Annotated in this window: 20 protein-coding genes and 7 tRNA genes; 22 read left to right on the top strand and 5 right to left on the bottom strand. The window is 64.8% G+C overall.

All coding sequences use genetic code 11. The features are described 5' to 3' along the window. Positions 1–49: 49 nt before the first annotated feature. The 7 genes from flhB (at position 50) to VA599_RS15240 (ending at position 7713) form a co-directional block, all read left to right on the top strand. Positions 50–1216 carry a flagellar biosynthesis protein FlhB gene (gene flhB / locus VA599_RS15270; protein WP_346789351.1) on the top strand — a complete coding sequence of 389 codons (1167 nt, stop codon included), beginning with the start codon at positions 50–52 and terminating at the stop codon, positions 1214–1216. A gap of 6 nt (positions 1217–1222) precedes the next feature. Then, complete coding sequence (gene flhA, locus VA599_RS15265; protein WP_231161056.1) at positions 1223–3307, top strand: flagellar biosynthesis protein FlhA; 2085 nt, start codon at positions 1223–1225, stop codon at positions 3305–3307. A 13-nt stretch (positions 3308–3320) separates the two neighbouring features. Then, on the top strand, positions 3321–4775 hold the full coding sequence (gene flhF / locus VA599_RS15260) for a flagellar biosynthesis GTPase FlhF (RefSeq protein WP_346789349.1): 1455 nt from the start codon (positions 3321–3323) through the stop codon (positions 4773–4775). Continuing rightward, complete coding sequence (locus VA599_RS15255; protein WP_186009441.1) at positions 4766–5650, top strand: MinD/ParA family ATP-binding protein; 885 nt, start codon at positions 4766–4768, stop codon at positions 5648–5650. Before flhF ends, VA599_RS15255 begins: the two co-directional genes overlap by 10 nt. Further along, positions 5647–6393, top strand: coding sequence for an RNA polymerase sigma factor FliA (locus VA599_RS15250; RefSeq protein ID WP_346789347.1), 747 nt, complete (start codon positions 5647–5649; stop codon positions 6391–6393). Before VA599_RS15255 ends, VA599_RS15250 begins: the two co-directional genes overlap by 4 nt. A 50-nt stretch (positions 6394–6443) precedes the next feature. Then, complete coding sequence (locus VA599_RS15245) at positions 6444–7193, top strand: flagellar motor protein (RefSeq protein ID WP_021475887.1); 750 nt, start codon at positions 6444–6446, stop codon at positions 7191–7193. Positions 7194–7269: 76 nt separating this feature from the next. Further along, a complete protein-coding gene (locus VA599_RS15240; protein WP_346789345.1) occupies positions 7270–7713 on the top strand; it encodes a DUF2846 domain-containing protein in 444 nt (147 codons plus the stop codon). A 64-nt stretch (positions 7714–7777) separates the two neighbouring features. Here the strand turns inward: VA599_RS15240 and VA599_RS15235 are convergent, their stop codons facing one another. Further along, positions 7778–9184 (bottom strand): exonuclease domain-containing protein, encoded by a 1407-nt coding sequence (locus tag VA599_RS15235; RefSeq protein ID WP_346789343.1) that lies wholly within the window; start codon positions 9182–9184, stop codon positions 7778–7780. Between the two features lie 190 nt (positions 9185–9374). Here VA599_RS15235 and VA599_RS15230 point away from each other — a divergent pair. The 5 genes from VA599_RS15230 to VA599_RS15210 all read left to right on the top strand — a co-directional run bounded on the left by VA599_RS15230 (position 9375) and on the right by VA599_RS15210 (position 12561). Next, a tRNA-Arg gene (locus VA599_RS15230) sits at positions 9375–9451 on the top strand. Between the two features lie 9 nt (positions 9452–9460). Next, a tRNA-Glu gene (locus VA599_RS15225) sits at positions 9461–9535 on the top strand. Positions 9536–9540: 5 nt separating this feature from the next. Beyond that, positions 9541–9617 (top strand) — tRNA-Arg (locus VA599_RS15220). A gap of 4 nt (positions 9618–9621) precedes the next feature. Further along, positions 9622–9696, top strand: a tRNA-Glu gene (locus VA599_RS15215). A 180-nt stretch (positions 9697–9876) separates the two neighbouring features. Further along, entirely contained in the window at positions 9877–12561 is a 2685-nt protein-coding gene (locus VA599_RS15210; RefSeq protein ID WP_346789341.1) for a TonB-dependent receptor plug domain-containing protein, read from the top strand. A gap of 117 nt (positions 12562–12678) precedes the next feature. Here the strand turns inward: VA599_RS15210 and VA599_RS15205 are convergent. The 4 genes from VA599_RS15205 to VA599_RS15190 form a co-directional block, all read right to left on the bottom strand. After that, positions 12679–12753, bottom strand: a tRNA-Glu gene (locus tag VA599_RS15205). A gap of 4 nt (positions 12754–12757) precedes the next feature. After that, positions 12758–12834: transfer RNA gene (locus tag VA599_RS15200), tRNA-Arg, on the bottom strand. A 6-nt stretch (positions 12835–12840) separates the two neighbouring features. Next, positions 12841–12934: transfer RNA gene (locus VA599_RS15195), tRNA-Ser, on the bottom strand. Between the two features lie 62 nt (positions 12935–12996). Then, positions 12997–14223 carry an aspartate kinase gene (locus VA599_RS15190; RefSeq protein ID WP_346789339.1) on the bottom strand — a complete coding sequence of 409 codons (1227 nt, stop codon included), beginning with the start codon at positions 14221–14223 and terminating at the stop codon, positions 12997–12999. Between the two features lie 196 nt (positions 14224–14419). Here VA599_RS15190 and VA599_RS15185 point away from each other — a divergent pair, with 196 nt between their 5' ends. The 10 genes from VA599_RS15185 to VA599_RS15140 are packed head-to-tail and all read left to right on the top strand — an operon-like array spanning position 14420 to position 24995. After that, positions 14420–15319: a hypothetical protein gene (locus VA599_RS15185; protein ID WP_346789337.1), complete on the top strand. Its 900-nt coding sequence runs from the start codon at positions 14420–14422 to the stop codon at positions 15317–15319. An 18-nt stretch (positions 15320–15337) separates the two neighbouring features. Continuing rightward, on the top strand, positions 15338–15706 hold the full coding sequence (locus VA599_RS15180; RefSeq protein ID WP_021475892.1) for a response regulator: 369 nt from the start codon (positions 15338–15340) through the stop codon (positions 15704–15706). A gap of 26 nt (positions 15707–15732) precedes the next feature. Next, the gene (locus VA599_RS15175; protein ID WP_104946229.1) at positions 15733–16029 is read left to right on the top strand and encodes an STAS domain-containing protein; all 297 of its coding nucleotides are present in this window, start codon (positions 15733–15735) and stop codon (positions 16027–16029) included. Continuing rightward, a complete protein-coding gene (locus VA599_RS15170; RefSeq protein ID WP_346789334.1) occupies positions 16019–18235 on the top strand; it encodes a chemotaxis protein CheA in 2217 nt (738 codons plus the stop codon). Before VA599_RS15175 ends, VA599_RS15170 begins: the two co-directional genes overlap by 11 nt. Beyond that, positions 18232–19830: a methyl-accepting chemotaxis protein gene (locus VA599_RS15165; RefSeq protein ID WP_346789332.1), complete on the top strand. Its 1599-nt coding sequence runs from the start codon at positions 18232–18234 to the stop codon at positions 19828–19830. Before VA599_RS15170 ends, VA599_RS15165 begins: the two co-directional genes overlap by 4 nt. Before the next feature lie 21 nt (positions 19831–19851). Then, the gene (locus VA599_RS15160) at positions 19852–20397 is read left to right on the top strand and encodes a chemotaxis protein CheW (RefSeq protein WP_021475896.1); all 546 of its coding nucleotides are present in this window, start codon (positions 19852–19854) and stop codon (positions 20395–20397) included. Positions 20398–20437: 40 nt separating this feature from the next. Continuing rightward, on the top strand, positions 20438–22057 hold the full coding sequence (locus VA599_RS15155) for a methyl-accepting chemotaxis protein (protein ID WP_199776243.1): 1620 nt from the start codon (positions 20438–20440) through the stop codon (positions 22055–22057). 25 nt (positions 22058–22082) lie between these two features. Continuing rightward, positions 22083–22712 carry a chemotaxis protein CheD gene (locus VA599_RS15150; protein ID WP_231153066.1) on the top strand — a complete coding sequence of 210 codons (630 nt, stop codon included), beginning with the start codon at positions 22083–22085 and terminating at the stop codon, positions 22710–22712. Next, a complete protein-coding gene (locus VA599_RS15145) occupies positions 22709–23782 on the top strand; it encodes a protein-glutamate methylesterase/protein-glutamine glutaminase (RefSeq protein ID WP_104946226.1) in 1074 nt (357 codons plus the stop codon). The genes VA599_RS15150 and VA599_RS15145 overlap by 4 nt, the downstream gene beginning before the upstream one ends. Before the next feature lie 19 nt (positions 23783–23801). Then, positions 23802–24995 carry an EAL domain-containing response regulator gene (locus tag VA599_RS15140; protein ID WP_346789329.1) on the top strand — a complete coding sequence of 398 codons (1194 nt, stop codon included), beginning with the start codon at positions 23802–23804 and terminating at the stop codon, positions 24993–24995. Positions 24996–25001 lie beyond the last annotated feature (6 nt).

The raw sequence follows: 25001 nt of genomic DNA, 5'->3' as shown, positions 1-25001 counted from the left end.
TACCATTCAGTTTAAAATCAAGACAAAAGCATTTATCTAAAGCGAGCCCATGGCAGAAGACTCAGACCTCGAACGCACCGAACCCGCGTCAGCCAAACGGCTGTCGATGGCCCGGGAAGATGGCAACATCCCCCGGTCGCGGGAGCTGTCGACCTTCGCCGTCACCATGACCGGCGTAGCGCTGCTGATGGCGATGGGCGGCCAGCTGGGCCATGCGCTCGGCGAAATCATGCGCCACCTGCTCACCTTCGACCAGGCCTCGGTGCAACACACCGAGCCCGCGCTGATCCGGTTCAAGGAAAGCCTGTTCCAGGCGCTGACCGCGCTGGCGCCGTTCTTCGTCGGACTGGCGCTGGCGGCGCTGTGCGCGCCGCTGCTGGTCGGCGGCTGGAACATGACCTTCAAGGCGCTGGAGCCCAATTTCGGCAAACTGAACCCCTTGCCGGGCATGAAGCGCATCGTCTCGCTGAACGCGGTCACCGAAGGCGTGAAGGCGATACTGAAAAGCCTGCTGATCGGCGGCATCGCCACCTGGTACATCTGGAAGGAGCGCGGCGAAATCATCGGCCTGCTGTCGATGCCGCTGGAGGCCGGCATCCTGAAAATGACCGATCTGATGATCCGCACCTTCTTCATCGTCACCTCCGCGCTGATCCTGCTGGTGGCGCTGGACGTGCCCTACCAGCTGTGGAGCTACTACAAGAAGCTCAGGATGACCAAGGAAGAGGTGAAGCAGGAATACAAGGAAGCGGAAGGCTCGCCGGAAGTGAAAGGCCGCATCCGCCAGATGCAGCGCGAAGCCGCTCGCAAGCGGATGATGCAAGAGGTGCCCAAGGCCAACGTGATCGTCACCAACCCGACCCACTTCGCGGTGGCGCTGAAATACGACGACACCATGCGCGCGCCGCAGGTGGTGGCCAAGGGTTCGCTGAAACTGGCGGAAAAGATCATCGACACCGGCAAGGACAGCCGCGTGCCCATCATGCGCTCGCCCCCCTTCGCCCGGGCGCTGTATTTCCACGGAGAACTGGGCCAGGACATCCCGGCCCAGCTGTACGCGGCGGCGGCCCAGGTGCTGGCCTACGTGTTCCAGCTGCAGCAGTACCAGTCGGTCGGCGGCGTGGCCCCGACCTTTCCGGATCAGCTGGACGTGCCCGACGAGCTTGACCCATACAGCAAACGTCCGCAAGATTCGGCGCCAGAAGAAAGCCGATAAGCCAGCATGGACTCCATCCTCCAGATATTGCGCAAAATGAAGATTGCCCAGCTCGCGGGGCCGCTGCTCATCATCCTGATCCTGACGATGATGATCCTGCCGCTGCCGCCGGTGCTGCTGGACATCTTCTTCACCTTCAACATCGCGGTGTCGGTGATCGTGCTGCTGGTCGGCATCAATGTGCGCAAGCCGCTGGATTTCTCGTCGTTTCCGTCGGTGCTGCTGATCACCACCATGCTGCGGCTGTCGCTGAACGTCGCCTCCAGCCGGGTGGTGCTGCTGGAAGGCCATACCGGCCCCGACGCCGCCGGCAAGGTGATCGAATCGTTCTCCCACTTCCTGGTGGGCGGCAACGTCGCCATCGGCATCGTGGTGTTCATCATCATCACCATCATCAACTTCGTGGTGATCACCAAGGGCGCCGGCCGGATCGCCGAAGTGTCGGCCCGCTTCACCCTGGACGCGATGCCCGGCAAGCAGATGGCGATCGACGCCGACCTCAACGCCGGCCTGATCGGCGAGGACGAGGCCCGCAAGCGCCGCTCCACCATCGCAGAGGAAGCCAACTTCTTCGGCGCGATGGACGGTGCCTCCAAATACGTGCGCGGCGACGCGATGGCCGGCATCATGATCATCCTGATCAACGTGATCGGCGGCCTGATCGTCGGCGTGGTCCAGCACGACCTGCCGGTGGGCCAGGCGGCGGAAACCTACACCCTGCTGAGCATAGGCGATGGCCTGGTGGCGCAGATTCCAGCGCTGATCATCTCCACCGCGGCCGGTATCGTGGTGACCCGCGTCGGCACCGACCAGGACATGTCGGAGCAGTTCCTGGGCCAGCTGTTCACCAAGCCGCAGGTGCTGTACATCACCGCATCGGTGATCGGCATGATAGGCCTGATCCCCAACATGCCTCACTTCTCCTTCCTGCTGATCGCCGGCGGCCTGCTCGCGCTGGCCAGGGCGATGGAGCAGCGCGGCAAGCAAAAGCTGGCCCGGGAGCTGCAGGCGGCCGCGCAGCCGGCGGCGGCGCCGGAACAGCAGGCGGCCGAAGTGGGCTGGCACGACGTCCAGCATGTCGACCAGCTGGGCATGGAGGTCGGCTACCGGCTGATTCCGCTGGTGGACCGCACCCAGGACGGCGAGCTGCTGCGCCGCATCCGCGGCATCCGCAAAAAGATCGCCCAGGACCTGGGCTTTCTGGTGCCGCCGGTCCACATCCGCGACAACCTGGAAATCAAGCCCAACGCCTACCGCATCCTGCTCAAGGGCGTGGAGCTGGGCAAGGGCGAGGCCTTCATCGGCCAGTTCCTGGCCATCAATCCGGGCATGGTCAGCAAGGAGATCGCCGGCGCGGCCACCACCGACCCCGCCTTCGGCCTGCCGGCGGTGTGGATAGACGCCGGCAAGCGCGAAGAGGCGCAGAGTCTGGGCTATACCGTGGTGGATGCCAGCACCGTGGTGGCCACCCACATCTCCAATCTGCTGCAAACCCACTCCGCCGAGCTGCTGGGCCGCGAAGAGGTCCAGGCGCTGATCGACCACCAGGCCAAGGAATCGCCGAAACTGATCGAGGATCTGGTGCCCAAGGTGGTGCCGGTGAGCATACTGCAGAAGGTGCTGCAGCAACTGCTGTCGGAGGGCATACACATCCGCGATTTCCGCACCATCGTCGAAACTCTGGCCGACCACGTGCCTCAAAACCAGGACGTCGACGAGCTGACCAGCGCCGTGCGCACCGCGCTGTCTCGCGTGATCGTCCAGCAACTGTTCCCGGGCGAGGCCGAGCTGCCGCTGATGACGCTGGAGCCGCAGCTGGAAAACGTGCTGATGCAGGCGGTGCAATCCAAGGCCGGCGGCGGCCTGGAACCGGGTTTGGCGGAGAATCTGCTGTCAAGCGCGGCCCAGCAGACCGAGCAGGTGGAGATTCAGGGATACAATCCGGTGCTGCTGACGGCGCCGGGTCTGCGGCCGCTGCTCGCGCGTTTCCTGCGCCGGGCATTGCCGCAATTGCGTGTGATTTCGCATAATGAGATTCCGGACAATAAATCCATTCGTATAATTGCGGTAATCGGCGGCAGCAAGGGCTAAGGGCTAATCAATAATGGTGGTGAAAAAGTTCTTCGGGAAAACCACTCGAGACGCACTCAGGCAAGTTCGCGAAGAACTGGGGGCGGACGCCCTGATTTTGTCCAATCGCCCGACAATGGGCGGCGGCGTGGAGATCATGGCGGTGGCCGACGCGGACGTCGCCAACCTGGCCAGCACGCTGTCCACCTCCAGCAGCAAGCATCCGCCGCGCAACGCGCCGCCCGCGGTCAACCGGCCGCAGCAACCGGCGCCGATTCCCCAAGCCAACGGCAGCGCGATGAACCGCGCCATCGCCCGCACCTACGCGATGCCGGTGGAGCCGCTGGAAAGCCCGGCCCCGCCGCGGCTGGAGGCCGCGCAGGCGCGGATGGAGCCGACCTTCTCCCCGCCGCGGCCCATCGTCCAGCAGCCCGTGACGCAGCCGGCCATTCAGCCGGCGCCGCAGTCTCCCCCGCGCGCCGCGGCCCGGCCGGCCGTGCCGGAGCCCGCCGCGCAGCCGGCCAATGGCGAGGAGCAGGAACAAATGGCCCAGGAACTCAGGCAGATCGGCGACGAGATCAAACTGCTCAGAAGCCTGCTGCAAAGCCAGCTGGCCAGCTTCGCCTGGTCGGACATGGAGGGCAAGGCGCCTAACCGGCTGGAGCTGTTCAAGCACCTGCTGGCCATGGGTTTTTCCGCCCAGCTGATCCGCCAGTTGATCGAGAAGATGCCGGCTCAGTACCAGGCCGAGGTCGCGGTGAAATGGGCGCGCTCGGCGCTGGCGCACAATCTGAAATGCGCGGACGCCGACCGCGAGGTGATGGACCGCGGCGGCATCTTCGCGCTGGTCGGCCCCACCGGCGTCGGCAAGACCACCACCGTGGCCAAGCTGGCCGCCCGCGCGACGATGCGCTTCGGCGCCCAGCACGTGGCGCTGATCACCACCGACAGCTACCGGATCGGCGCGCAAGACCAATTGCGCATCTACGGCAAGATCCTGGGCGTGCCGGTGTTCTCCATCCAGAACGAAGGCGACCTGCAGCTGACGCTGGCCGACCTGTCCAACCGCCACATCGTGTTCATCGACACCGTGGGCATGGGCCAGCGCGACGCGCGCGTGCTGGCGCAGATCGACATGCTGCGCACCGCCGGCCGGCCGATCGAGCGGCTGCTGCTGCTGGCCGCCAACACCGACGGCCACACGCTGGAGGATGTGGTGAAACGCTACCGCGGCGACGGCCTGTCCGGCTGCATCCTGTCCAAGATAGATGAGGCGGTGGCCCAGGGCCCCAGCCTGGACGTGATCATCCGCAACCGGCTCAAGCTTTACTACGTCACCAACGGCCAGCGGGTGCCGGAAGACCTGCACTCGGCCAACGCCGCCTTTCTGGTCGACCGCGCGATGCGCGCGCAGCAGATCGCCTCCCCATTCGCGCTGCAAGCCGATGAAATGTCCATCATGCAGGCGGCTCAGGCCGGATGGCTATGAACGCCATGCAGGACCAGGCCGCCAGCCTCCGCCTGCTCGCCGCCCAGCGGCAGCGCGCGCCCAGCTTCGCCTTCATCGGCTCCGAACACTCCGGCACCAGCACTGTGGTGACCGAGCTCGCGCTGGGCCTCGCCTACGCCGGCCTGCGCCCCATCATGGTGGACTGCTGCCTGGGCCAGGTGCAGACCCGCCGCCTGGGCGTGCCCTCCACCGCCACGCTGGAGAGCCAGGTGGTCAGCGTGGGCGGTCTGGACGAAATGATGGTGGTGTCGCGGCAAGGCGTTCAGTTGATCAATCTCTATGCGCAGCCCGAGCAACGCGCGTTATTCTCCACCCAGCTGTGGCTGCGGCTGGGCAGCGAATTCGGCGCGCAGGAGCGCGACGCGTCGGCGCTGCTGATCGACGCGCCCGACCCGGTTCGCGACCCGATCCCGGCCTGCGTGGCCGACAATCTGGTCTTGGTGCTGACGCCGGCAGCCGATTCGCTGACCGCCGCCTACGCTAATATCAAGCGCCTGGCCAGCCGTTACGGCCGCCAGCGCTTCAACGTGCTAGTCAACCGCGCGCGGCATCTGGAAGAGGCGCACGAGCTGTTCACCCGGCTGTCGGCGGTCACCAGCGAATTCCTGACCGTTTCGCTGCGCTGGGTGGGCTTCGTGCCGCAGGACAACGCGGTGCGCCGCAGCCAAACGCTGCGCCGGCCGCTGATGGAGGCGTTCCCGGACAGCGAGGCGGCGATGGCCTTCTCGCAGCTGTCGGCGGTGCTGCCGCAGTGGGACGCGCCGGAAACCAGCCGCGACAGTACCGGATACATGGACTTGCTGATTGCCGCCTCGCGCGATTGGGCCGAGGCAGATGGAGCCAAACCCTTATGACCTTTCCGTCCTTCCGCCGATCGGGCTATGCCGCAGCAGCCCCCAGCGTCGAGATCGACGTGGAGGCCTATACCCCGCTGGTACGCAAGCTGGCCAGCATCATGATCGCCCGGCTGCCGGCGTCGGTGGAGCTGGGCGATCTGATTCAGGTCGGCATGATCGGCCTGATCGAGGCCGCCCGCCAGTTCGATCCCGCCCAGGGCGTGCAATTCGAAACCTTCGCCAGCCAGCGCATCCGCGGCTCGATGCTGGACGAACTCCGGCGCGAGGACTGGCTGCCGCGCCAGGCCCGCCGCAACTCCCGCCAGATAGAGGAGGCGATCTCCAAGCTAGAGCAGCGGCTGGGCCGCACGCCGCTGGAATCGGAAATCGCCGTTGAAATGGGCCTGGAACTGGAGCAATACCAGGACATGCTCGGCGATTGCAAAGGCACCACCCTGCTGCATTTCGAGGACTTCGGCGGCGGCGACGACGAAAGCAGCCACAATCCGGTGACCAATGTCGCCGATGACGACTCGCCCGACCCGCTGGCCGCCTTCTCCGACGACAGCTTCCGCCAACAACTGATCAGCGCGATCAAATTCCTGCCCGAGCGCGACCAACTGGTGATGGCGCTGTACTACGAACAAGAGCTGAACCTGAAGGAAATCGGCGCGGTGCTCGGCGTCACCGAATCCCGCGTCTGCCAATTGCACAGCCAGGCCATCGCCCGTCTGCGCGCAAAACTGAAAGACTGGCTGTAAGGGAAGACCCCACGCCGGGTCTCAGACCAGATCGATAACGGAACCTTTTTGTGGACAAGATCAGTCTTATCGCCATTGTAATGGGCCTGACCGCCATCATCGCCGGCCAGGCCATCGAAGGGGGCAGCATCGGTTCGCTGATGCAGCTGACCGCCTTCATGATCGTCATCGGCGGCACCACCAGCGCGGTGATGCTGCAAAGCACGCCCAAACAGTTCATGGCCGGCCTGCGCATGCTGCGCTGGATATTCCGCCCGCCCAACTTCGACCACGAAAAAATGATCCGCGAGGTCATCAACTGGAGCCAGACCTCGCGCAAGGGCGGCCTGCTCGCGCTGGAGGGCCTGATCGCCACCCAGCGCGATCCGTTCACCAAGAAAGCGATGCAGATGCTGGTGGACGGCACCGAGCCGGACACGCTGCGCGCGGTGATGGAAGTGGAAATCAGCATGTTCGAGCACGCCCGCAAACAGGCGGCCCGCATCTGGGAGTCGGCTGGCGGCTACGCGCCGACCATGGGCATTCTGGGCGCGGTGCTGGGCTTGATCCACGTGATGGAAAACCTGTCCGACCCCGCCAAGCTGGGCGGCGGCATCGCGGTGGCCTTCGTCGCCACCGTGTATGGCGTCGGCTCGGCCAACCTGTTTTTCCTGCCCATGGCCAACAAGCTCAAACATCTGGTGGCGTCCGAGGTGGCCATGAAGGAGCTGGTGGTCGAGGGCGTGGTGGCGATCGCCAACGGCGAGAATCCCCGCATCATCGAAAGCCGGCTGCGCGGCTATCTGGCGATGCACGAATAAGACCCCGCCCAGACGCACAAAACTCACACTTGTTTACAACTTGCCGTTATCATATCGCGCTTTATCGCAACTACTGATGACGACTATGCGCATTCTGATCGCTGCCGCGCTGGTTGCAGGCCTGAGCGCCTGCGCCAGCACCCCCATGGCCTCCAAGGAAGCGGACGCCGCCGCCAAAGAATTCAAGACCCCCGCCGCAGATGCCGCCCGCGTCTACATCTATCGCAACGAGAATTTCGGCGCGGCGGTGAAGCTGCCGGTCGCCATCGACAACGCGATGGCCGGCGATACCGTGGCCCACAGCTACATCATGAAGGACCTGCCGGCCGGCAAGCATACGATCACCGGCAAGGGCGAGAACGATTCCAGCGTCACCCTGGACACCGTGGCCGGCAAAATCTACTACGTCTGGCAAGAAGTGAAGATGGGCCTGTTCGCTCCCCGCAACCAGTTGCAGGAAGTCGACGAAAAAACCGGCCAGGACGGCGTGAAGGAATCCTCGCTGATCGCCCCGCTCTGACGCCTCTCGAAATGAAAAAAGGCAAGCGTTGCTTGCCTTTTTTCATGTCCGCCGCCATGCCGCCTCACTGCGGCGACAGATCCCTATCCGGCTTGCGCAGCTCGCTCTCCAGCAGCTTGTAGTAATCGATGTCGAAAGCCGGCTCGCCCTCCAGCGCGCCGCCATTGCGTCGGCTGCCCAGATAGCACCAGCGGTCGAACAGGTGCTCCACCACATCTCCGCACACCTCGTCGCGCTCCGCCACCGCCACCGCGCCCTCGAACGGCCACGGCTTGACCTTGAGCCGCTGCAGCGCCGCCAGCAACCTGGCGTTGTGGCTGTCGGCGCCCTCGTCGCCGACGCAGGCGCCGCGGCAGCGGCGGATCCGGTAGGCGGCGCAAGGCGCGCCCTTGCGGCTGGTCACCTGCTCCACCCCCAGCACCGACTGGCACAGCCCCTGAGCCAGCGCGATCTGCGCCAGCGCCTTGCGCGCCTCGCGCGCGTGGCGGAACAAGCCGTAGAGATCGGCGGTACGGGTGAAGTCGATGTCGCGGGCGGATACCGGGACCGGCCGCGAAAAAGCGTCGTCGCCGGCTTGCAGCTGCAGCGTGCACACCTCGCCCATCATCCTGGCCCGCGGGTTATGGACCGGCTGCCAGCGGCCAAGCCACTGCAATTCCAGCAAACGGGCGCCGAACTCGCTCAAGCTTTCGCGCCACTCCACCCTCGCCACCGGCTCGTCTATCCGCACCTCGTGGCTCTTGTGCCCGGGCTTGCGTTCGGCGAAGTGGCCCAGCGCCTTGCGGTACAGATTGGTCGCGCGGCCGATGTACAAGGCACGCCCGTCCTCGCCGAACATCGCGTAGACGCCGGCCGAATCCGGCATGTCCTCCACCTGCTGCTGCAGCTCCGCCGGCAGGCTGGACAGTTCGGCCGGCTGCGACAGCAGCTGAGCGGCTTCATGTTCCACCTTGTCCCGGCCAAGCTCCGCGATGGCGATCTGGAGGAAGCGGTAGACCGCCTCGGCGTCGGCCAGCGCGCGGTGGCGCTCCGGCATTTCTATGCCATGGCGGGCGATCAGGCTGTCCAGGCTATGCTTGAAATGCTGCGGATACAGCCGGCGCGACAGCTTGACCGTGCACAGCGCGCGCGCCTGGAAGCGCAGGCCATGGCGGCGGAATTCATTTCTGAGGAAGCCATAGTCGAAGCGGGCGTTGTGCGCCAGCAGCAGGCGGCCTTGCAGCGTGGCCAGCAGCTCGTCGGCCAGTTCGGGGAACGGCGGCGCGCCGGCCACCATCTCGTTACTGATGCCCGTCATGTTTTCAATGAAGGGCGGGATGGGCTGGCCGGGATTGACCAGCCAGGAAAGGCGCTCGACGCGCTCGCCGTCTATCAGCACCACGCCGACTTCGGTGATGCGGTCGCGCGCGATGTTGCCGCCGGTGGTTTCCAGGTCGATGATGGCGCATGGCTGCGCAAACAGGGTATTCAATCTCGCTTCGCTTTCGTGTCTTGCGGCCACGCCGCCAGCATGTCAAATGGCTGAAAATGTTGGCCCGCCGCGACAGGGACAGCTGCCGAGTTTACCGGCTTTGCAAAAAAAATCCTACGAAGTGTTGACAGAGAAAACCCCTCTCTGTAATATCCGACCTCTCGCAAGACACAACGTCTCGCGAAACAGTGCACCCGTAGCTCAGTTGGATAGAGTATCTGGCTACGAACCAGAGGGTCGGGCGTTCGAATCGCTCCGGGTGCACCAAAAATCAGCGTCCCTATAGTTTAGCGGTTAGAACACCGCCCTTTCACGGCGGTAGCCGGGGTTCGATTCCCCGTGGGGACGCCAAAGCTGCACCCGTAGCTCAGTTGGATAGAGTATCTGGCTACGAACCAGAGGGTCGGGCGTTCGAATCGCTCCGGGTGCACCAAAACGTCCCTATAGTTTAGCGGTTAGAACACCGCCCTTTCACGGCGGTAGCCGGGGTTCGATTCCCCGTGGGGACGCCAGGATTCAGAGAAAAGCCTCGCATGAAAATGCGGGGCTTTTTTCATTTCAGCGGCCAGATGGCTCCGCCCCGATCTGCCAATATGCCGCTGCGTCATTTGTATTGCCGTTTTTCTTCGCACAACAAAAATGACATGGAGATATCCTGTTCTTCCTGATACCCATACAAGAACAGGCCCGCCGTGCATACCGCGAAAACTCCGCCCTACCCCAGGCTGCTATCCACCCTGCTGCTTCTCTTCGCCTGGCCAGCCCTGGCCGACACGCCGCCAACCGACTCGCTGGAACGCGTGACCATCACCGGCTCGCGCATCGCCCGCTCAGCCAAAGAGGGTCCGACCAGCGTCACCGTCATCAGCGGCGACGACATCGAAAAACAGGGTTACACCAATGTCTACGACGCCCTGAACAACCTAACGCAGAACACCGGCTTCACTCAGGGCGCCGACTTCGGCAACACCTTCACGCCGGCCGCCAACGCCATCAGCCTGCGCGGCCTCGGCCCCAATCACACGCTGACGCTGATCAACGGCCGCCGCATGGCCGACTATCCGATCGCCTATGAGGGCCAGGTCAACTTCGTCAACCTGGCCAACATCCCCGCCGCGCTGATAGACCGCATCGAAATCCTGAACGGCGGCGCCTCCGCCATCTACGGCTCCGACGCCATCGCCGGCGTGGTCAACATCATTCTGAAAAAGAAAACCGACGGCGCCGCCATCAACGTCAAGGTAGGCTCCACCGAACACCACGGCGGCGAGAACGCCAGGCTGCAGCTGACCGGCGGCAAAAGCTGGGACCAGCTCAGCGCGGTCTACGGCCTGGAAGTGAGCAAGCGCAATCCGATCTGGTCCCGCCAGCGTGGCTTCATGTCCGACTCCACCGCCCTTGGAGAAACCCCCTCCTCCATCCTGTCGCGGCGCATCGCCGGCGGCGCTTACCTCGATTCCGGCAGCGCCTGCGGCAATTTCGCCGGCATGTTCGCCAACAGCGTCACCACCGTGGGCAACAGCCAAAAAGGCTATTGCGCCAGCGGCCTGCTGAAACCATCGTACTGGACGATACAGACGGCCACCCAAAGCCAGAGCGGCTTCCTCAGCCTCAACTACCAGATCAATTCGCACGCCGAGCTGTTCAGCGACGCGATGCTGGGCGTCACGCACACGGAAAACAACACCCGCGGCCCCAACTGGACCGCCGCCGCCGGACAAGGAAACTACTTCCTGAACCAGAACACCGGCAATTACGAAGCCTGGAACAAGCGCTTCGCCCCCGAAGAACTGGGCGGAGCCAGCAACTACAACCGCAAATGGGATGATCTGGCGGCCAACCTGACGCTAGGCGTGCGCGGCGACCTGACCGGCAGCTGGAACTACGAGGCGGCGTACAACGCCTCGATCTACACCAGCCGCACCACCACTCCCATGCTGCTTTCCGGCGTCAACGCCTACTTCCTCGGGCCGCAGCTCGGGACCGATAGCAAGGGCGCTCCGATCTACGCGCCCAGCACCGGCCGCTTCTATCAGCCACTGACGCCGGCGCAGTCCGCCAGCCTGATCGGCAACAGCACCGGCAACAACAAATCCTGGCTGCAGGTGCTCAGCCTGAGCGCCAGCGGCGAAGCCTTCCAATTGCCCGCCGGCCCCGCCAAGCTGGCGGGCCTGCTGGAGTGGGGCAGCCAGGGCTTCAGCAACGACCCCGACCAAAGCCTGAACCAGGGCGTGTACTACAACGCCAGCCCCGCGATCCGAGCCAGCGGCTCCCGCTCCCGCGAAGCCGCCGGCGCGGAGCTGCTGCTGCCGCTGGCCAAACCGGTCAACCTGACCCTGTCCGGCCGCTACGACCGCTACCAGACCTCCGACAGCAGCGAAGGCAAGCTCACCTACGGCGCCGGCTTGGAATACCGCCCCACCGGCAGCCTGCTGCTGCGCAGCAACTACGCCACCAGCTTTCGCGCGCCGGACATGAGCTATCTGTTCCAGACCCAGACCCGAGGCTACTACTCGTCCACCACCGACTACTGGCGCTGCGCGCAAGCCGGCCAGCAGCTGGCCAACTGCCAATACGCCGGCGTCTCGCCCGGCTCCAACTACATCAGCAACGGCAACTCCAGCCTGAAACCGGAAAGCGGAAAATCGTACGGGCTGGGCTTCGTCTGGTCGCCCAGCCGCGACGCAGACATCTCGCTGGACTACTGGAACATCACCATCGACGATCTGGTCACCACCCTCAGCGCCGACAAGCTGCTGCGCGACGAGGCGCTGTGCCGCGGCGGCCAGTTGAACGCCAACTCCACCCAGTGCCAGGACGCGCTCCGCCGCGTGATACGCAATCCGAGCAACGCGGTAGTGGACCCCGGCGCGATCAACACCATCGTCGTCAATCCGATCAACGCCGCCAGCGAACGCACCAGCGGCATCGACCTCAGCGGCAAGTACCGGCTGCGCACAGCCAAGCTGGGCGACTTTCTGTTCAAAGCCACCTACACCAAGGTCCTGACCCACACCTACCAGCAATTCGCCGGCGACCCGTCCCAGAACGAGCTGACCGACATGAGCAACACCGACTGGCCGGACAAGCTGGACTTCACCACCACCTGGAATATCGGCGACTGGTCGTCCACGCTGCTGCTGACCCGCTACGGCAAGATCCCCAACGGCGCCGGCAACGGCTATCTGACGCCGACCGTGCTCGCCAATCTGAGCATCACCCGGCAACTGAACAAGAAAACCTCGGTTGGCTTGATCGTCAACAACGTCCAGGATTTTCTGAAGAAGGACTACACCGGCGGCTGGCCCTACTACCCGGTAGGCAGTTACGCGCCATACGGCCGCCAGGCCTGGCTGGAGCTGAACCACAAGTTCTAAGGCGAAAACGAGAAAGGGATGCCGCAAGGCATCCCTTTTTTTACGCGATCCGGCACGAAAATGAATAAAACAATGAAAAAAGCCCCGCATTTTCATGCGAGGCTTTTTTCTGAATCCTGGCGTCCCCACGGGGAATCGAACCCCGGCTACCGCCGTGAAAGGGCGGTGTTCTAACCGCTAAACTATAGGGACGTCTTGGTGCACCCGGAGCGATTCGAACGCCCGACCCTCTGGTTCGTAGCCAGATACTCTATCCAACTGAGCTACGGGTGCAGTTTCTGGCGGAGAAAGAGGGATTCGAACCCTCGATACAGGTTTAAGCCCGTATGCTTCCTTAGCAGGGAAGTGCCTTCGACCACTCGGCCATTTCTCCGTTCAGAGAGCGCCATATTAAATAGCGGCGCTCCCCCTGTCAAGCAACCTGCGCAAAAATATTTACACCGCCTGATCCAGACCGAAAACTTTATGCAAAACGCGAACCGCCAGTTCCAGATACTTCTCATCCACCAGCACCGACACCTTGATTTCCGAGGTCGAAATCATCTGGATATTGATGCCCTCTTCCGCCAGCGTGCGGAACATGGTGGACGCGATGCCGCAGTGCGAACGCATTCCAACGCCCACGATGGAAATCTTGGCCACTTTGTCGTCGGCGTCGATCTTGGCGGCGCCGATATGGGTCTGCACTTCGCGCAGGATGGCCAGCGCGCGGTTGAATTCGCCGCGCGGCACGGTGAAGGAGAAATCGGTGGTGCCATTCTCGCCGACATTCTGGATGATCATGTCCACTTCGATGTTGGCATCCGCGATCGGACCCAGGATCTGGTAGGCAATGCCCGGCTTGTCCGGCACGCCCTTTACATTGATGCGGGCTTCGTTGCGATCGAACGCGATGCCTGCCACTACCGCCTTTTCCATGCTCTCATCTTCCTCAAACGTAATCAGGGTGCCCTCGCCTTCGTCCTCGAAGCTGGAGAGCACGCGCAAGCGCACCTTGTACTTGCCGGCGAATTCCACCGAGCGGATCTGCAATACCTTGGAGCCCAGCGACGCCATTTCGATCATTTCTTCGAAAGTGACCGTCTTCAGGCGGCGCGCCTCCGGCACCACGCGCGGATCGGTGGTGTAGACGCCGTCGACGTCGGTGTAGATCTGGCACTCGTCGGCCTTCAGCGCGGCGGCCAGCGCCACCGCCGAGGTATCCGAGCCGCCGCGGCCCAGCGTGGTGATGTTGCCTTCCTCGTCCACGCCCTGGAAGCCGGCGACGATGACCACGCGGCCTTCCTTCAGGTCGGCGCGCATCACGCCCTCGTCTATCGACTGGATGCGGGCCTTGGTGTGGGCCTGGTCGGTCACCACCTTCACCTGCCAGCCGCAATAGCTCTTGGCCGGCACGCCGATTTCCTTCAGCGCCATCGCCAGCAGGCCGATGGTGACCTGCTCGCCGGTGGAGACGATCACGTCCAGCTCGCGCGGGTCCGGATAGTCCTGAATGTCCTTGGCCAGGGCGATCAGGCGATTGGTTTCGCCGCTCATCGCGGAAACCACCACCACCACATCATGCCCCTGAGCCTTCCACTTGGCGACGCGACGGGCCACATTCTTGATGCGCTCGGTTGTCCCGACCGAGGTGCCGCCGTACTTCTGTACGATGAGTGCCATACGTGCTTCTTGTTTCAAAATGGTTGAAATGTCGAACTTCGATTCTGACCACAGAATGTCGATAAATGCAAGGCGGAATTGGCCGTCCGCACCCGGCGCCGGCGGTTTACGACAATTGACTGCCTGTTTGCATCCCCACATCGCAGCGGCTACAAATCAGTAGGAAGAATACGCATCCGATCGACAGGACCCTTGCATGATCGCCCCTGTTCAACCCTGGCGCTGGATCCGGCTGCAAATCGGCCTGGCCGTCAACGGGGGAATCCAGTATACGCTGCTGATCAATCACCCCTTGTTCTGGCCCGCGCTGGGCCTGACTTCGTTGTTGATCGCGCTTTTGCTGCTGTGGCCGATCCCGATCGCCTCCTCTGCCCACCGGCCAGCCTCCGGCGGCGGCAACGAGAGCTACTGGCGAGACTACGCCAGCCACGTCTATGCGCTGCTGCCGCTGTGGGCCGGACATATCGCGCTCAGCCGCGAACAAATAGACGAAGCGGCCGGCAACCTGACCGACCGTTTCGACAGCATGCTGCGCCTGCTCGGCCACCAGCCGGCAGAGCATGACGGTCTGGATTCGACAGACGTGGCCGAAATCCCCGCCGCCGATGCCCTCGACGCGCAGTGGCCGCCCGCCGAGCTGCAGCGCAGGCTCTCGACCGAACTGCGGCAGCTGCGCCAGTCCAGCTTGAAGCTGGACGAGCTGGCCCAGTCCGGAGGCGACGCGGCCCACGCGACGACAATCGCCGGAGAGGCCCGCACGCTGGCTCAGCGGCTGCACGCGCTGGACCAGCAGATCGCCGCCGGCTTCCAGGCCGACGGCTTCGACCTGCCCGCCACCGTGGAAGACATCCTGACCCATCTCCAATTCCAGGACCGGGTCAGCCAGATTCTGTCCCACGTGCAAAACGACATCTGGCAACTGGAGGCCTCGCTGCATGAAGCCTTGAACTGCGAAGGCGAATTGCCGACTCCGCCGGACACCGAAGCCTGGCTGTCCGCGCTGAAGAACAGCTACACCACCCACGAGCAACGCGCGCTTCACGGCCGGGAAGGCAATGACAAGGCGCCGGGGCCCAGCGATATCACTTTTTTCTGAATGACGGGGTAGTCGCAGATGGGCAAAACCATATTGATCGTCGACGACTCCACCACCTTGCGGCAGGTGGTGCGCATGACGCTGGCCGGCGCCGGCTACGAAGTGCTGGAGGCCGGCAATGGCAAGGAAGCGCTGGACATTCTGGACGGCCGCAAGATCCATCTGATCATCTCGGACGTCAATATGCCGCAGATGGACGGCATCAGCCTGCTGAAAAACATCAAGCAGCTGCCCCACTACAAGTTCACGCCGGTGATCATGCTGACGACGGAGTCGGCGGAAGAGAAAAAACGCGAGGGCAAGGAGGCCGGCGCCAAGGCCTGGGTGGTCAAGCCGTTCCAGCCCCCGGTGCTGCTGACCGCGGTGTCCAAGCTGATCCTGCCCTGAACCGGCCAACGAACCCTGGAGCGGACATGGCGCTTTCGATCGTCGCCGGACACGAACAGACCATCTACCAGGCCGCGCAATGGCGGACGGAGCTGGAGGCCGCCCTGCGAAGCGGCGAGGACATCCTGCTCGACCTCTCATCGATAGAGGAGATCGACTGCGCCGGCGCCCAAGTGCTGCTGTGGCTGCAGCGCGAGGCCGCCAGGCTGGACAGGCGAGTGGGCTTGCTCGACCCCAGCCGTCCGCTGGACGAATTCCTCCGCCAGATGGGCATGGAGGGCGAACTGGCATTCAGGCGCAGCGGAGCCGGCGATGGATCTTGAACAGGCGATGCAGACTTTCCTGGAAGAGTCCCGCGAGCTGCTGGACGAGATGGAAAGCATCCTGCTGGACGTCGAGGCCGAGCAGACCAGCTCGGAGCAGCTGAACGCGCTGTTCCGCGCCATGCACACCATCAAGGGCTCGGCCGGGCTGTTCGGCCTGGACCCCATCATCCGCTTCAGCCATCAGGCCGAGAATCTGCTGGACCAGTTGCGCGACGGCAAACTGAAGCTGGATGACGAACTGGTCGGCCTGCTGCTGCGCTGCCACGATCACGTCAAGCTGCTGATCCAGGCGCTGGCGGCCGGCGACTCGCTGGAGGCGCTGAGCGACGAGGCGCTGGAAGCCGCGCTGCTCGGCTATCTGACCGTGCCGCAGGCGATGCAGCCGCCCGCCCGGGAAGCGCCTCCTCCCGCGGCATCCCGGCCGGAACGCTGGGTGCTGTCGCTGCGCTTCGGCCCAGACGTGCTGCGCAATGGGCTCGACCCTTCATCCTTCATCCGCTATCTGGCGACGCTGGGCACCGTGGAGGGCATCCGCGCGATCGCCTGCCGGCTGCCCGCCGGCGCCGATTTCGACGCGGAAAGCAATTACCTGCGCTTCGAGCTGCTGTACTACTCGGACATCGACGAGAAATCGCTGCATGAAGTCTTCGAATTCGTCCGCGAGGACAGCGAGCTATTCATCTGGCCGCTGAAGATCGCCGCCGCCCATTTGCATGAATCCTGCGCCAGCGCGGCGCCGGACGAGGCGCGGGAAGTGGAGGAGGCCTGGCGGCGGTTCGGCGCGCTTGGCCAGGCGCAGCCGCTTGAGGAGGAGGTCCCCGCCGGCGTCGATCCCTTGCTGGAGCACCCGCTGGCCGAGACGGCCGAGCCCGCTCCCGCCGAGCCGGCTCAGCCCGCCGCCCAGGCCGAGCCGCATGCGCCTCCCCCTCCGGAAACCGCGCCCGCCCACGGCGAAGCCCGCGCCGGACGCGGCGGAGAGAGCCGCTTCATCAAGGTGGAGGCCGGCAAGCTGGACAGCCTGATCAATCTGATAGGCGAACTGGTGATCGCCGGTTCGGCGGCTAACCTGATCGCGCGCCGCTCGCAGCAGCCGCAGCTGGTGGAGGCCACGCTGGGCATCGCCAATCTGATCGAACAGATCCGCACCGGCACGCTGTCGATGCGCATGGTGCAGATAGGAGAAATCTTCCACCGCTTCCCGCGAGTGGTCCGCGACGTCTCGCGCGAACTGGGCAAGGACATCCAGCTGCGTATCGTCGGCGCGGAAACCGAGCTGGACAAGTCGATGGTGGAAAAACTGGGCGATCCGCTGCTACACATCGTGCGCAACGCCATCGACCACGGCATCGAGCCCACCGAAGTCCGCCAGGCCCACGGCAAACCCGCCCAGGGCAATCTCTGGCTCAACGCCTACCACGAATCCGGCAGCGTGGTGATCGAGGTGGCAGACGACGGCGGAGGCCTCGACCGCGGACGCATCCTGGCCAAGGCGCGCGAACGCGGCCTGCTCGCCATGGACGAGGAGCCGCCGGACAACGTGGTGTTCCAGCAGATATTCGAGGCCGGCTTCTCCACCGCCGACCAGGTGACCAATCTGTCCGGGCGCGGCGTCGGCATGGACGTGGTCCGGCGCGGCATCGAGCAGTTGCACGGCAATATCGAGATCGACAGCGAAGCCGGCCAGGGCACCACCTTCCGCATCCGGCTGCCGCTGACGCTGGCCATCATCGACGGTTTTCTGGTGGAGGTGGCCGCATCCACCTTCGTGCTGCCGCTGGAAGCCGTGATCGAGTGCATAGAACTGCCGGCCGGCCTGCCCGGAAACGGCGTGCACGACTGCATCAACCTGCGCGGCGAGCTGCTGCCCCTGCTGCACCTCGACAGCTTCTTCGAGCTGCCGCCCGCCTCGGCCCTCCGCCGCAATGTGGTGGTGGTGCAATACGGAGAGCGCAAGGCCGGCCTGGTGGTGGACGCGCTGCAGGGAGAGTTCCAAACCGTGATCAAGCCGCTGGGCGCGCTGTTCAACACCCTGAAGGCGATCAGCGGCTCCACCATACTCGGCACCGGCGAAGTCGCGTTGATCCTGGATGTTCCGTCGCTGATACAGCGCGCCTGCCAACGGGAGTCCGAGCGCTTCGCGCTGCCGCCGCGCGCCGACACCGCTCCCCGCCCCGGCGCGCCCTTGCAAGGAAACACGCCATGACAGCCCTATCAGGCATGCGCATTCAAACCAAGCAGGCGCTGGGCTACGGCGCCATCATCGCCCTGCTGCTGCTGTGCGTGGCGGCCGCCCTCCATGGCTTCTCCAGCACCAGCGGCATCATCCACGACATCACCCAGGTCAACAATGTCGAGGGGCGGCTGGCCCACCAGTTGCTGGAACAGAACCAGCAGATCCGCATCGACATCCGCAACGGCCTGCTGGCCGCCAGCCCCGAAGAGGCCGCGCGCACGGCCCAGGCCCTGCAGGACTCGCTGCGCCGCTACCAGGACACCGAGCAGCAGCTGGCGCAGATGTTCCAGCGCGAATCCGGCACCCAGCCCCGCGAGCGGGAATTGATAAACGCCATCCAGAACGGCAGCCGCGTCGTCCATCAAGACTACCTTCAGGCGCTGGCGCTGATGGCCAGGCAGCAGGGCAAAGAAGCCGCCCAGCTGCTCACCGGAAAGGGCGGACAGCTGAACGAAACCATCACTGCGCTCGCCGCCTATGAGGACAAGCTGAACGACGACCTGACCCGCCAAGGGGAGGAAACCTACGCCGACAGCCGCAACCGCCTGCTGCTGCTGGCGGGAATCGCACTGCTCGCCAGCCTGGCGATCAGCCTGCTGATCCGCCGCGACCTGCTGCGCACGCTGGGAGGCGAGCCGCGGCAGGTGGCGGAGCTGATGCGCCAGGTCGCCGGCGGCGATCTCAACGGCCAGATTCCGCTGCGCGCCGGCGACCAGAGCAGCCTGGCCGCCTCCATCATGCAAACGATACAAACGCTGGGCGCCATTCTGGGCGAGGTGAGAAACGGCTCGGAAAGCCTTTCCGTCGCCGCGCAGCACATCCACTCCACCTCGCAGATGATCGCGCAGTCGGCCAGCCAGCAGGCATCCGGACTGGAAGAGACGTCGGCCTCGGTGCAGCAGATGTCCAATTCGATCAACCAGACCAACGACAACGCGCGTCTGACCGAGAGCATGGCCGAAAAGGCGTCCGGCGAAGCCGCCGAGGGTGGCCAGGCGGTGCAGCAGACGATACGGGCGATGCGCGAGATCGCCGACAAGATCGGCATCATCGACGACATCGCCTACCAAACCAACCTGCTGGCGCTGAACGCCGCCATCGAAGCCGCGCGCGCCGGCGAGCACGGCAAGGGCTTCGCCGTGGTGGCCGCCGAAGTGCGCAAGCTGGCCGAGCGCAGCCAGGTGGCCGCTCAGGAAATCAGCGGCCTCGCCCGCAGCAGCGTCGACCTGGTGGACGGCGCCGGCAGCCTGCTGGAGGAAATCGTCCGCTCCAGCCGCCGCACCTCGGACCTGGTGCAGGAGATCGCCGCCGCCTCCAAGGAACAGTCCGGCGGCGTCGGCCAGATTAGCCTGGCGGTGCAGCAGCTGAACCAGACCACCCAGCAGAACGCCAGCGCCAGCGAAGAGCTGGCCGCCACGGCGGAGGAAATGAACCGCCAGGCGGAAAACCTGCACGACCTGATAGGCTTTTTCCACCTGGGATCGCTGCATGCCGCCCCCCCGTCCGACGCCGCCCGCAGGCCGCAGCCGCCGGCGCCGGACCTTCACGGCTTCATCCAGTTCTGAACCGGCAGGAGAGACACAGACATGGCCGCACTCAATATTCTCCGCCGCAGCGAAACCGCCCCGGAGCCTGGCGCCCAGGCCGAGGTGCGGCAATTCCTGACCTTCCAGCTCGCCGGCGAAACCTTCGCCATCGGCATTCTGCGGATACGGGAAATTCTGGAATACATCAAACCCACTTCGGTGCCGTTGATGCCGCCCTTCATCCGCGGCGTGATGAACCTGCGCGGCGCCGTGGTGCCGGTGATCGACCTGTCGCTGCGCTTCGGCCGCGACGAAACCGCGATCAACCGCCGCACCTGCATCGTCATCATCGAAATGGAATACGACGAACAGTGGCAGCTGATCGGCGTGCTGGTGGACACCGTGCACGAAGTGCTGGCCATTCCCGACAGCGAGATCGAGCCGCCGCCGCAGTTCGGCAGCAAGATACGCGTCGACTTCATCTCCGGCATGGCCAGGATAGACAACCGCTTCGTGGTGATGCTGGACGTGGACAAGGTGCTGTCGGTGGGCGAGATGTCGCTGCTGTCCGAACTGAGCCGGCAGGAAGAGGCGCAGGAAGAATGACCCCTCACCTCAGCCCGAAACCAGATTGCCTGGAACCAAGATGAAAACATTCACCGTCCGCCGGCAATTCATCCTGCTGGCCGCCTGCGTGCTGCTGGGCCTGGGAGGGCTGACCCTCACCGCCTGGCAGGGCCTGCGCACCGTGATGATCAACGGCGCCATGTACCACCAGGTGGTGATAGGCAAGGACTTCATCAACGATCTGGATCCTCCCACCCAGCAGCTGATCTCCAGTTTTCTGCTGGCCAACCAGTTGCGTAACACCAACGATCCCTCGATACGCCAGCAATTGACCAACCAGCTGCAGAAACAGCGCGCCATCTTTTACGATGGCCAGAAAAAATGGGGCAACAGCGAACTGCCGCCAGAACTGCGCGACCTGCTGACGCAGCAGGTGCGGCAATCGGCCGACGCCTTCTTCCAGGAAGTCGACAGCCGCTACCTGCCGGCGCTGGAATCCCATGACCAGCTGGCGATCAACCAATCGTTCGACCGCCTGTCGGCGCAATACGACCGCAACGACCAGGCGATGCAGCCGCTGATCGCCAAGACCATGGACCGGCAGGCGCGGATGGAGGGCGAGGCGCAGCGCATCACCGCGCAAACCTTCTCCGCCGTGGCCGTGGTCAGCGTGCTGGTGCTGGTGCTGCTGGTCGGATCGCTGGTCATGATCTATCGACAGCTGATCCGCGGCCTGGGCGGCGAACCGCACGAAGTGGCGCGGATCGCCGGCGAAGTGGCGACCGGCAGGCTGGACGTCGAGATGCCGCCCGCGCCGGCGGGCAGCCTGTCCGACTCGGTGCAGCAGATGTGCCGGCAGCTGCTCGCCATCATCGCCGAAGTCAAGAACAGCTCGGACGGCATCGCCTGCGCCGCGCAGCAAGTCAGCTCGACGGCGATGGCGCTGTCCCAGGGCGCCAGCACCTCGGCCGCCGGCCTGCAGCAGAGCTCGGCCTCGATCGAGCAGGTGTCGGCGTCGATCAACCAGACCAGCGACAACTCCCGCACCACTGAAGCCATCGCGGAAAAAGCCTCCGCCGAGGCTACCGAAGGCGGCGAGGCGGTGCTGCAGACTGTGGCGGCGATGCGGCAGATCGCCGAAAAGATCGGCATCATCGACGACATCGCCTACCAGACCAATCTCTTGGCGCTGAACGCCGCCATCGAAGCCGCGCGCGCCGGCAAGCACGGCGCGGGCTTCGCCGTGGTGGCCGCCGAAGTGCGCAAGCTGGCCGAGCGCAGCCAGGTGGCGGCCCAGGAAATCGGCGAGCTGGCCGAGCGCAGCGTCACCGTTTCCGAACAAGCCGGCAAGCTGCTGAAGGAGATCGTGCGCTCCAGCGGCCGCACCGCGGACTTGGTGCAGGAGATCGCCGCCGCCACCCGGGAACAGGCCGGCGGCATCGGCCAGATCAGCCACGCGGTCCAGCATCTGAACCACGCGACCCAACAAAACGCGGCCGCCAGCGAACAACTGGCCTCCACCGCGGAGGAAATGAGCCACCAGGCCGAGCGGCTGCAGCAGGCGATGGCCTTCTTCAAGCTGGGCCCCGCGGCGGCGCGAGACCTGCCGCGCCGCGCGCTCCCGGCCGCGGCGCCGATGACGGGGGCGCCGCCGCCCGCCGGAGAGGACAACGAACTGGAAGACATGTTCCGCTTCTGACAACGCGCTGTACTAGATTGAAACCATGACGACACCAACGGCTGCAAAGCCGCGCACCTGGAAGGCCAGCACCATGCCGCACACTCCGCCGGCGCGTCCGGCGGCTCCCGCCGATCCTCGCTCGCCCCCCTCTCCTACCGCAGAGCCGGCGGGCGAGGCGGTATTCCTGCATCCGGGCGACTGGCATTTCGGCGACAGCCAGACCCGCATCCGCACCCTGCTGGGCTCCTGCGTGTCGATCACGCTGTGGCACCCGCAAGCCAGGGTCGGCGGCATGTGCCATTACCTGCTCGCCCAGCGCACGCCCCACCGCGGCGAATCGCTGTCCGGCCGCTACGGCGACGAAGCGATGCTGCTGCTGCTGCGCGAGATCCTGGCCACCGGCCTGCCGCTGCTGGAATTCCAGGCCAGGCTGATAGGCGGCGCTTCGATGCTGCTGAGCCGGGAACGCAAGCTCAGCCACGATGTCCCCTCCCGCAATATTCAGCAGGCGCGTTCGATGGTGAAGCAGCTCGGTCTGAAGCTGCTGGCCGAGGACCTGGGGGGCAACTGTCCGCGTCTGGTGCTGTTCGACGTCTCCAGCGGCAACGTCTGGATCAAGCAATCGCAAGAAGCCGAGCTGGAGCAGGCTCCCAACACGAGGACGCGCAAATGAGCATCAAGGTTTTGATCGTCGACGACTCCGCCGTGGTCCGCCAGGTGTTGAGCCAGGTATTCACCGCGGCCAGCGGCATCGAGGTGATGGACGTCGCCAACGACCCCTATATGGCGATGGACAAGATGAAGGCGCACTGGCCGGACGTGATCGTGCTGGACGTGGAGATGCCGCGAATGGACGGCATCACCTTTTTGAAGCAGCTGATGGCCAGCCGGCCGACGCCGGTAGTGATCTGTTCGTCGCTGACGCAGAAAGGCACAGACATCAGCATGCAGGCGATGGCCGCCGGCGCGGTGGAGGTCATCGCCAAGCCGGTCTCCGGCGTCAAGGGCTTCCTCGAGGAGAGCTCGCACGAGCTGGTGATGGCGGTGCGCTGCGCCGCCGCCGCGCGGATGAACCGGGTGCGGGTGATGCCGTCGGCCAGCAGCGGCAATCCGCTGGAAACCCGTCCCAAGTTGTCGGCCGACGCCATCCTGTCCGCCCCCACCGGCAGCAATGTGTTCGCCACCACCGAGCGCATCATCGCCATCGGCACCTCCACCGGCGGCACCCAGGCGCTGGAGGCGGTGCTGACCCAGTTGCCGCGGACCTGCCCCGGCCTGGCCATCGTCCAGCACATGCCGGAAAAATTCACCCGCTCCTTCGCCGACCGGCTGAACAGCCTGTCGCAGATCGAGGTGAAGGAAGCCGACAACGGCGACCGCATCCTGCCCGGCCGCGCGCTGATCGCCCCCGGCGGCAAGCACATGATGGTCAAGCGCAGCGGTGCCTATTACCAGGTGGAAGTGGTGGACGGCCCGCTGGTGAGCCGCCACAAGCCGTCGGTCGACGTGCTGTTCCGCTCCGCCGCCAAGTTCGCCGGCAAGAACGCGCTGGGCATCATCATGACCGGCATGGGGGACGACGGCGCCAAGGGGCTGAAGGAAATGCACGATTGCGGCGCCAAGACCATCGCCCAGGACGAAGAAAGCTGCGTGGTGTTCGGCATGCCCAAGGAAGCGATCAAGCTGGGGGCCGCCGACGAGGTGATGTCGCTGGAACTGATCGCCAAGGCCATCTGCCGCTGAACAGGACGAATCCCGACGCATGGACATCCACGACATCCTGATCATCGACGACAGCCGGGTGCAACGCCAGCACGCGACGGACCTCTGCCGCCAACTCGGCATCGCCAGCGTGCGGGAGGCTCCGGACGGCGAGCGCGGCTTGACCCTGATGCGGGTGCAGATGCCCGACCTGCTGCTGCTGGACCTGGAAATGCCCAAGCAGGACGGCGTGCAAGTGATGCAGGAGATGGCGCGCTCCGGCTTGAGCGCGCCCGTCATCATCACCTCGGGCAAGGATTACCTGCTGATCTCCACCGTGGAGCTGATGGGCCGCGAGCTGGGCCTGCCGGTGCTGGGCTGCCTGCAAAAGCCGCTGCAGCTGCCCGCACTGCTCGACCTGATGCACCGCGTCTGGACGCCCAAGGCAGAGCGGGCCGACGATTCGCAGCTAGCCGCGGACGAGGTCCGCGTCGCGCTGGAGCAAGGCCAGATCATTCCCTACTACCAACCCAAGGTGAATCTGGCCGACGGCAGGGTCAAGGGCGCCGAGATGCTGGCGCGCTGGCAGCATCCCGACCTGGGCCTGATCCCGCCCAGCCGCTTCATCCCGGTGATAGAGGAAAGCGGCTGGGCCACCGAGCTGACCATGCTGATGCTGCGCCAGGGCCTGACGCAGTGGCAGGAATGGGCGCGCCATGGCCTGCGCCTGCCGCTGTCGGTCAACCTGTCCGCGCTGTCGCTGCGCGGCGACGATCTGGTGGACGAGATCGAGTGCTACGTGCGCGGAAGCCACGTGCCGCCGCGCTTCATCATATTCGAGGTGACGGAAACCGCCATCGTCGACAATCTGGCACAGGCGATAGGCTGCGCGGTCCGATTGCGCCTGGCGGGACTGGGCCTGTCGATCGACGATTTCGGCACCGGTTTCGCCACCCTGCAGCAGCTGACCCGCTTCCCCTTCACCGAGCTGAAAATCGACCAGTCTCTGGTCACCGGCATCTCAGACAAGCCTCATCTTCAAGCCGTGTTCAACAGCATCATCGAAATGGCCCGCCGGCTGCAGCTGTCCACGGTCGCCGAAGGCATAGAAACCGCGGAAGACTACCGGCTGATGTCGGAACGCGGCTGCCAGCTGGGCCAGGGTTATTACTTCGCCCGGCCGCTGCCCGCCGCCGCCTTCCTGGAATGGACCCGGCAGCCGCCGGTGCTGCCCACCGCCGGCGCCGCGAGCTGAGCGCCG

It is taken from the genome of Chromobacterium indicum (genome assembly GCF_039708975.1).
In the GTDB taxonomy this organism is placed as follows: Bacteria; Pseudomonadota; Gammaproteobacteria; order Burkholderiales; family Chromobacteriaceae; genus Chromobacterium; species Chromobacterium piscinae.
This window is presented reverse-complemented; position numbering and strand designations above follow the sequence as displayed.

Excerpts from the sequence above, each read along its gene's own strand:
- VA599_RS15250 (WP_346789347.1), top strand. The coding sequence starts at position 5,647 with ATGACCTTTCCGTCCTTCCGCCGATCGGGCTATGCCGCAGCAGCCCCC.
- VA599_RS15240 (WP_346789345.1), top strand. The coding sequence starts at position 7,270 with ATGACGACTATGCGCATTCTGATCGCTGCCGCGCTGGTTGCAGGCCTG.
- flhF (WP_346789349.1), top strand. The coding sequence starts at position 3,321 with ATGGTGGTGAAAAAGTTCTTCGGGAAAACCACTCGAGACGCACTCAGG.
- VA599_RS15155 (WP_199776243.1), top strand. The coding sequence starts at position 20,438 with ATGAAAACATTCACCGTCCGCCGGCAATTCATCCTGCTGGCCGCCTGC.
- VA599_RS15165 (WP_346789332.1), top strand. The coding sequence starts at position 18,232 with ATGACAGCCCTATCAGGCATGCGCATTCAAACCAAGCAGGCGCTGGGC.
- VA599_RS15180 (WP_021475892.1), top strand. The coding sequence starts at position 15,338 with ATGGGCAAAACCATATTGATCGTCGACGACTCCACCACCTTGCGGCAG.
- VA599_RS15185 (WP_346789337.1), top strand. The coding sequence starts at position 14,420 with ATGATCGCCCCTGTTCAACCCTGGCGCTGGATCCGGCTGCAAATCGGC.
- VA599_RS15145 (WP_104946226.1), top strand. The coding sequence starts at position 22,709 with ATGAGCATCAAGGTTTTGATCGTCGACGACTCCGCCGTGGTCCGCCAG.
- VA599_RS15255 (WP_186009441.1), top strand. The coding sequence starts at position 4,766 with ATGGCTATGAACGCCATGCAGGACCAGGCCGCCAGCCTCCGCCTGCTC.
- VA599_RS15190 (WP_346789339.1), bottom strand. The coding sequence starts at position 14,223 with ATGGCACTCATCGTACAGAAGTACGGCGGCACCTCGGTCGGGACAACC.
- flhB (WP_346789351.1), top strand. The coding sequence starts at position 50 with ATGGCAGAAGACTCAGACCTCGAACGCACCGAACCCGCGTCAGCCAAA.
- VA599_RS15160 (WP_021475896.1), top strand. The coding sequence starts at position 19,852 with ATGGCCGCACTCAATATTCTCCGCCGCAGCGAAACCGCCCCGGAGCCT.
- flhA (WP_231161056.1), top strand. The coding sequence starts at position 1,223 with ATGGACTCCATCCTCCAGATATTGCGCAAAATGAAGATTGCCCAGCTC.
- VA599_RS15150 (WP_231153066.1), top strand. The coding sequence starts at position 22,083 with ATGACGACACCAACGGCTGCAAAGCCGCGCACCTGGAAGGCCAGCACC.
- VA599_RS15170 (WP_346789334.1), top strand. The coding sequence starts at position 16,019 with ATGGATCTTGAACAGGCGATGCAGACTTTCCTGGAAGAGTCCCGCGAG.
- VA599_RS15140 (WP_346789329.1), top strand. The coding sequence starts at position 23,802 with ATGGACATCCACGACATCCTGATCATCGACGACAGCCGGGTGCAACGC.
- VA599_RS15175 (WP_104946229.1), top strand. The coding sequence starts at position 15,733 with ATGGCGCTTTCGATCGTCGCCGGACACGAACAGACCATCTACCAGGCC.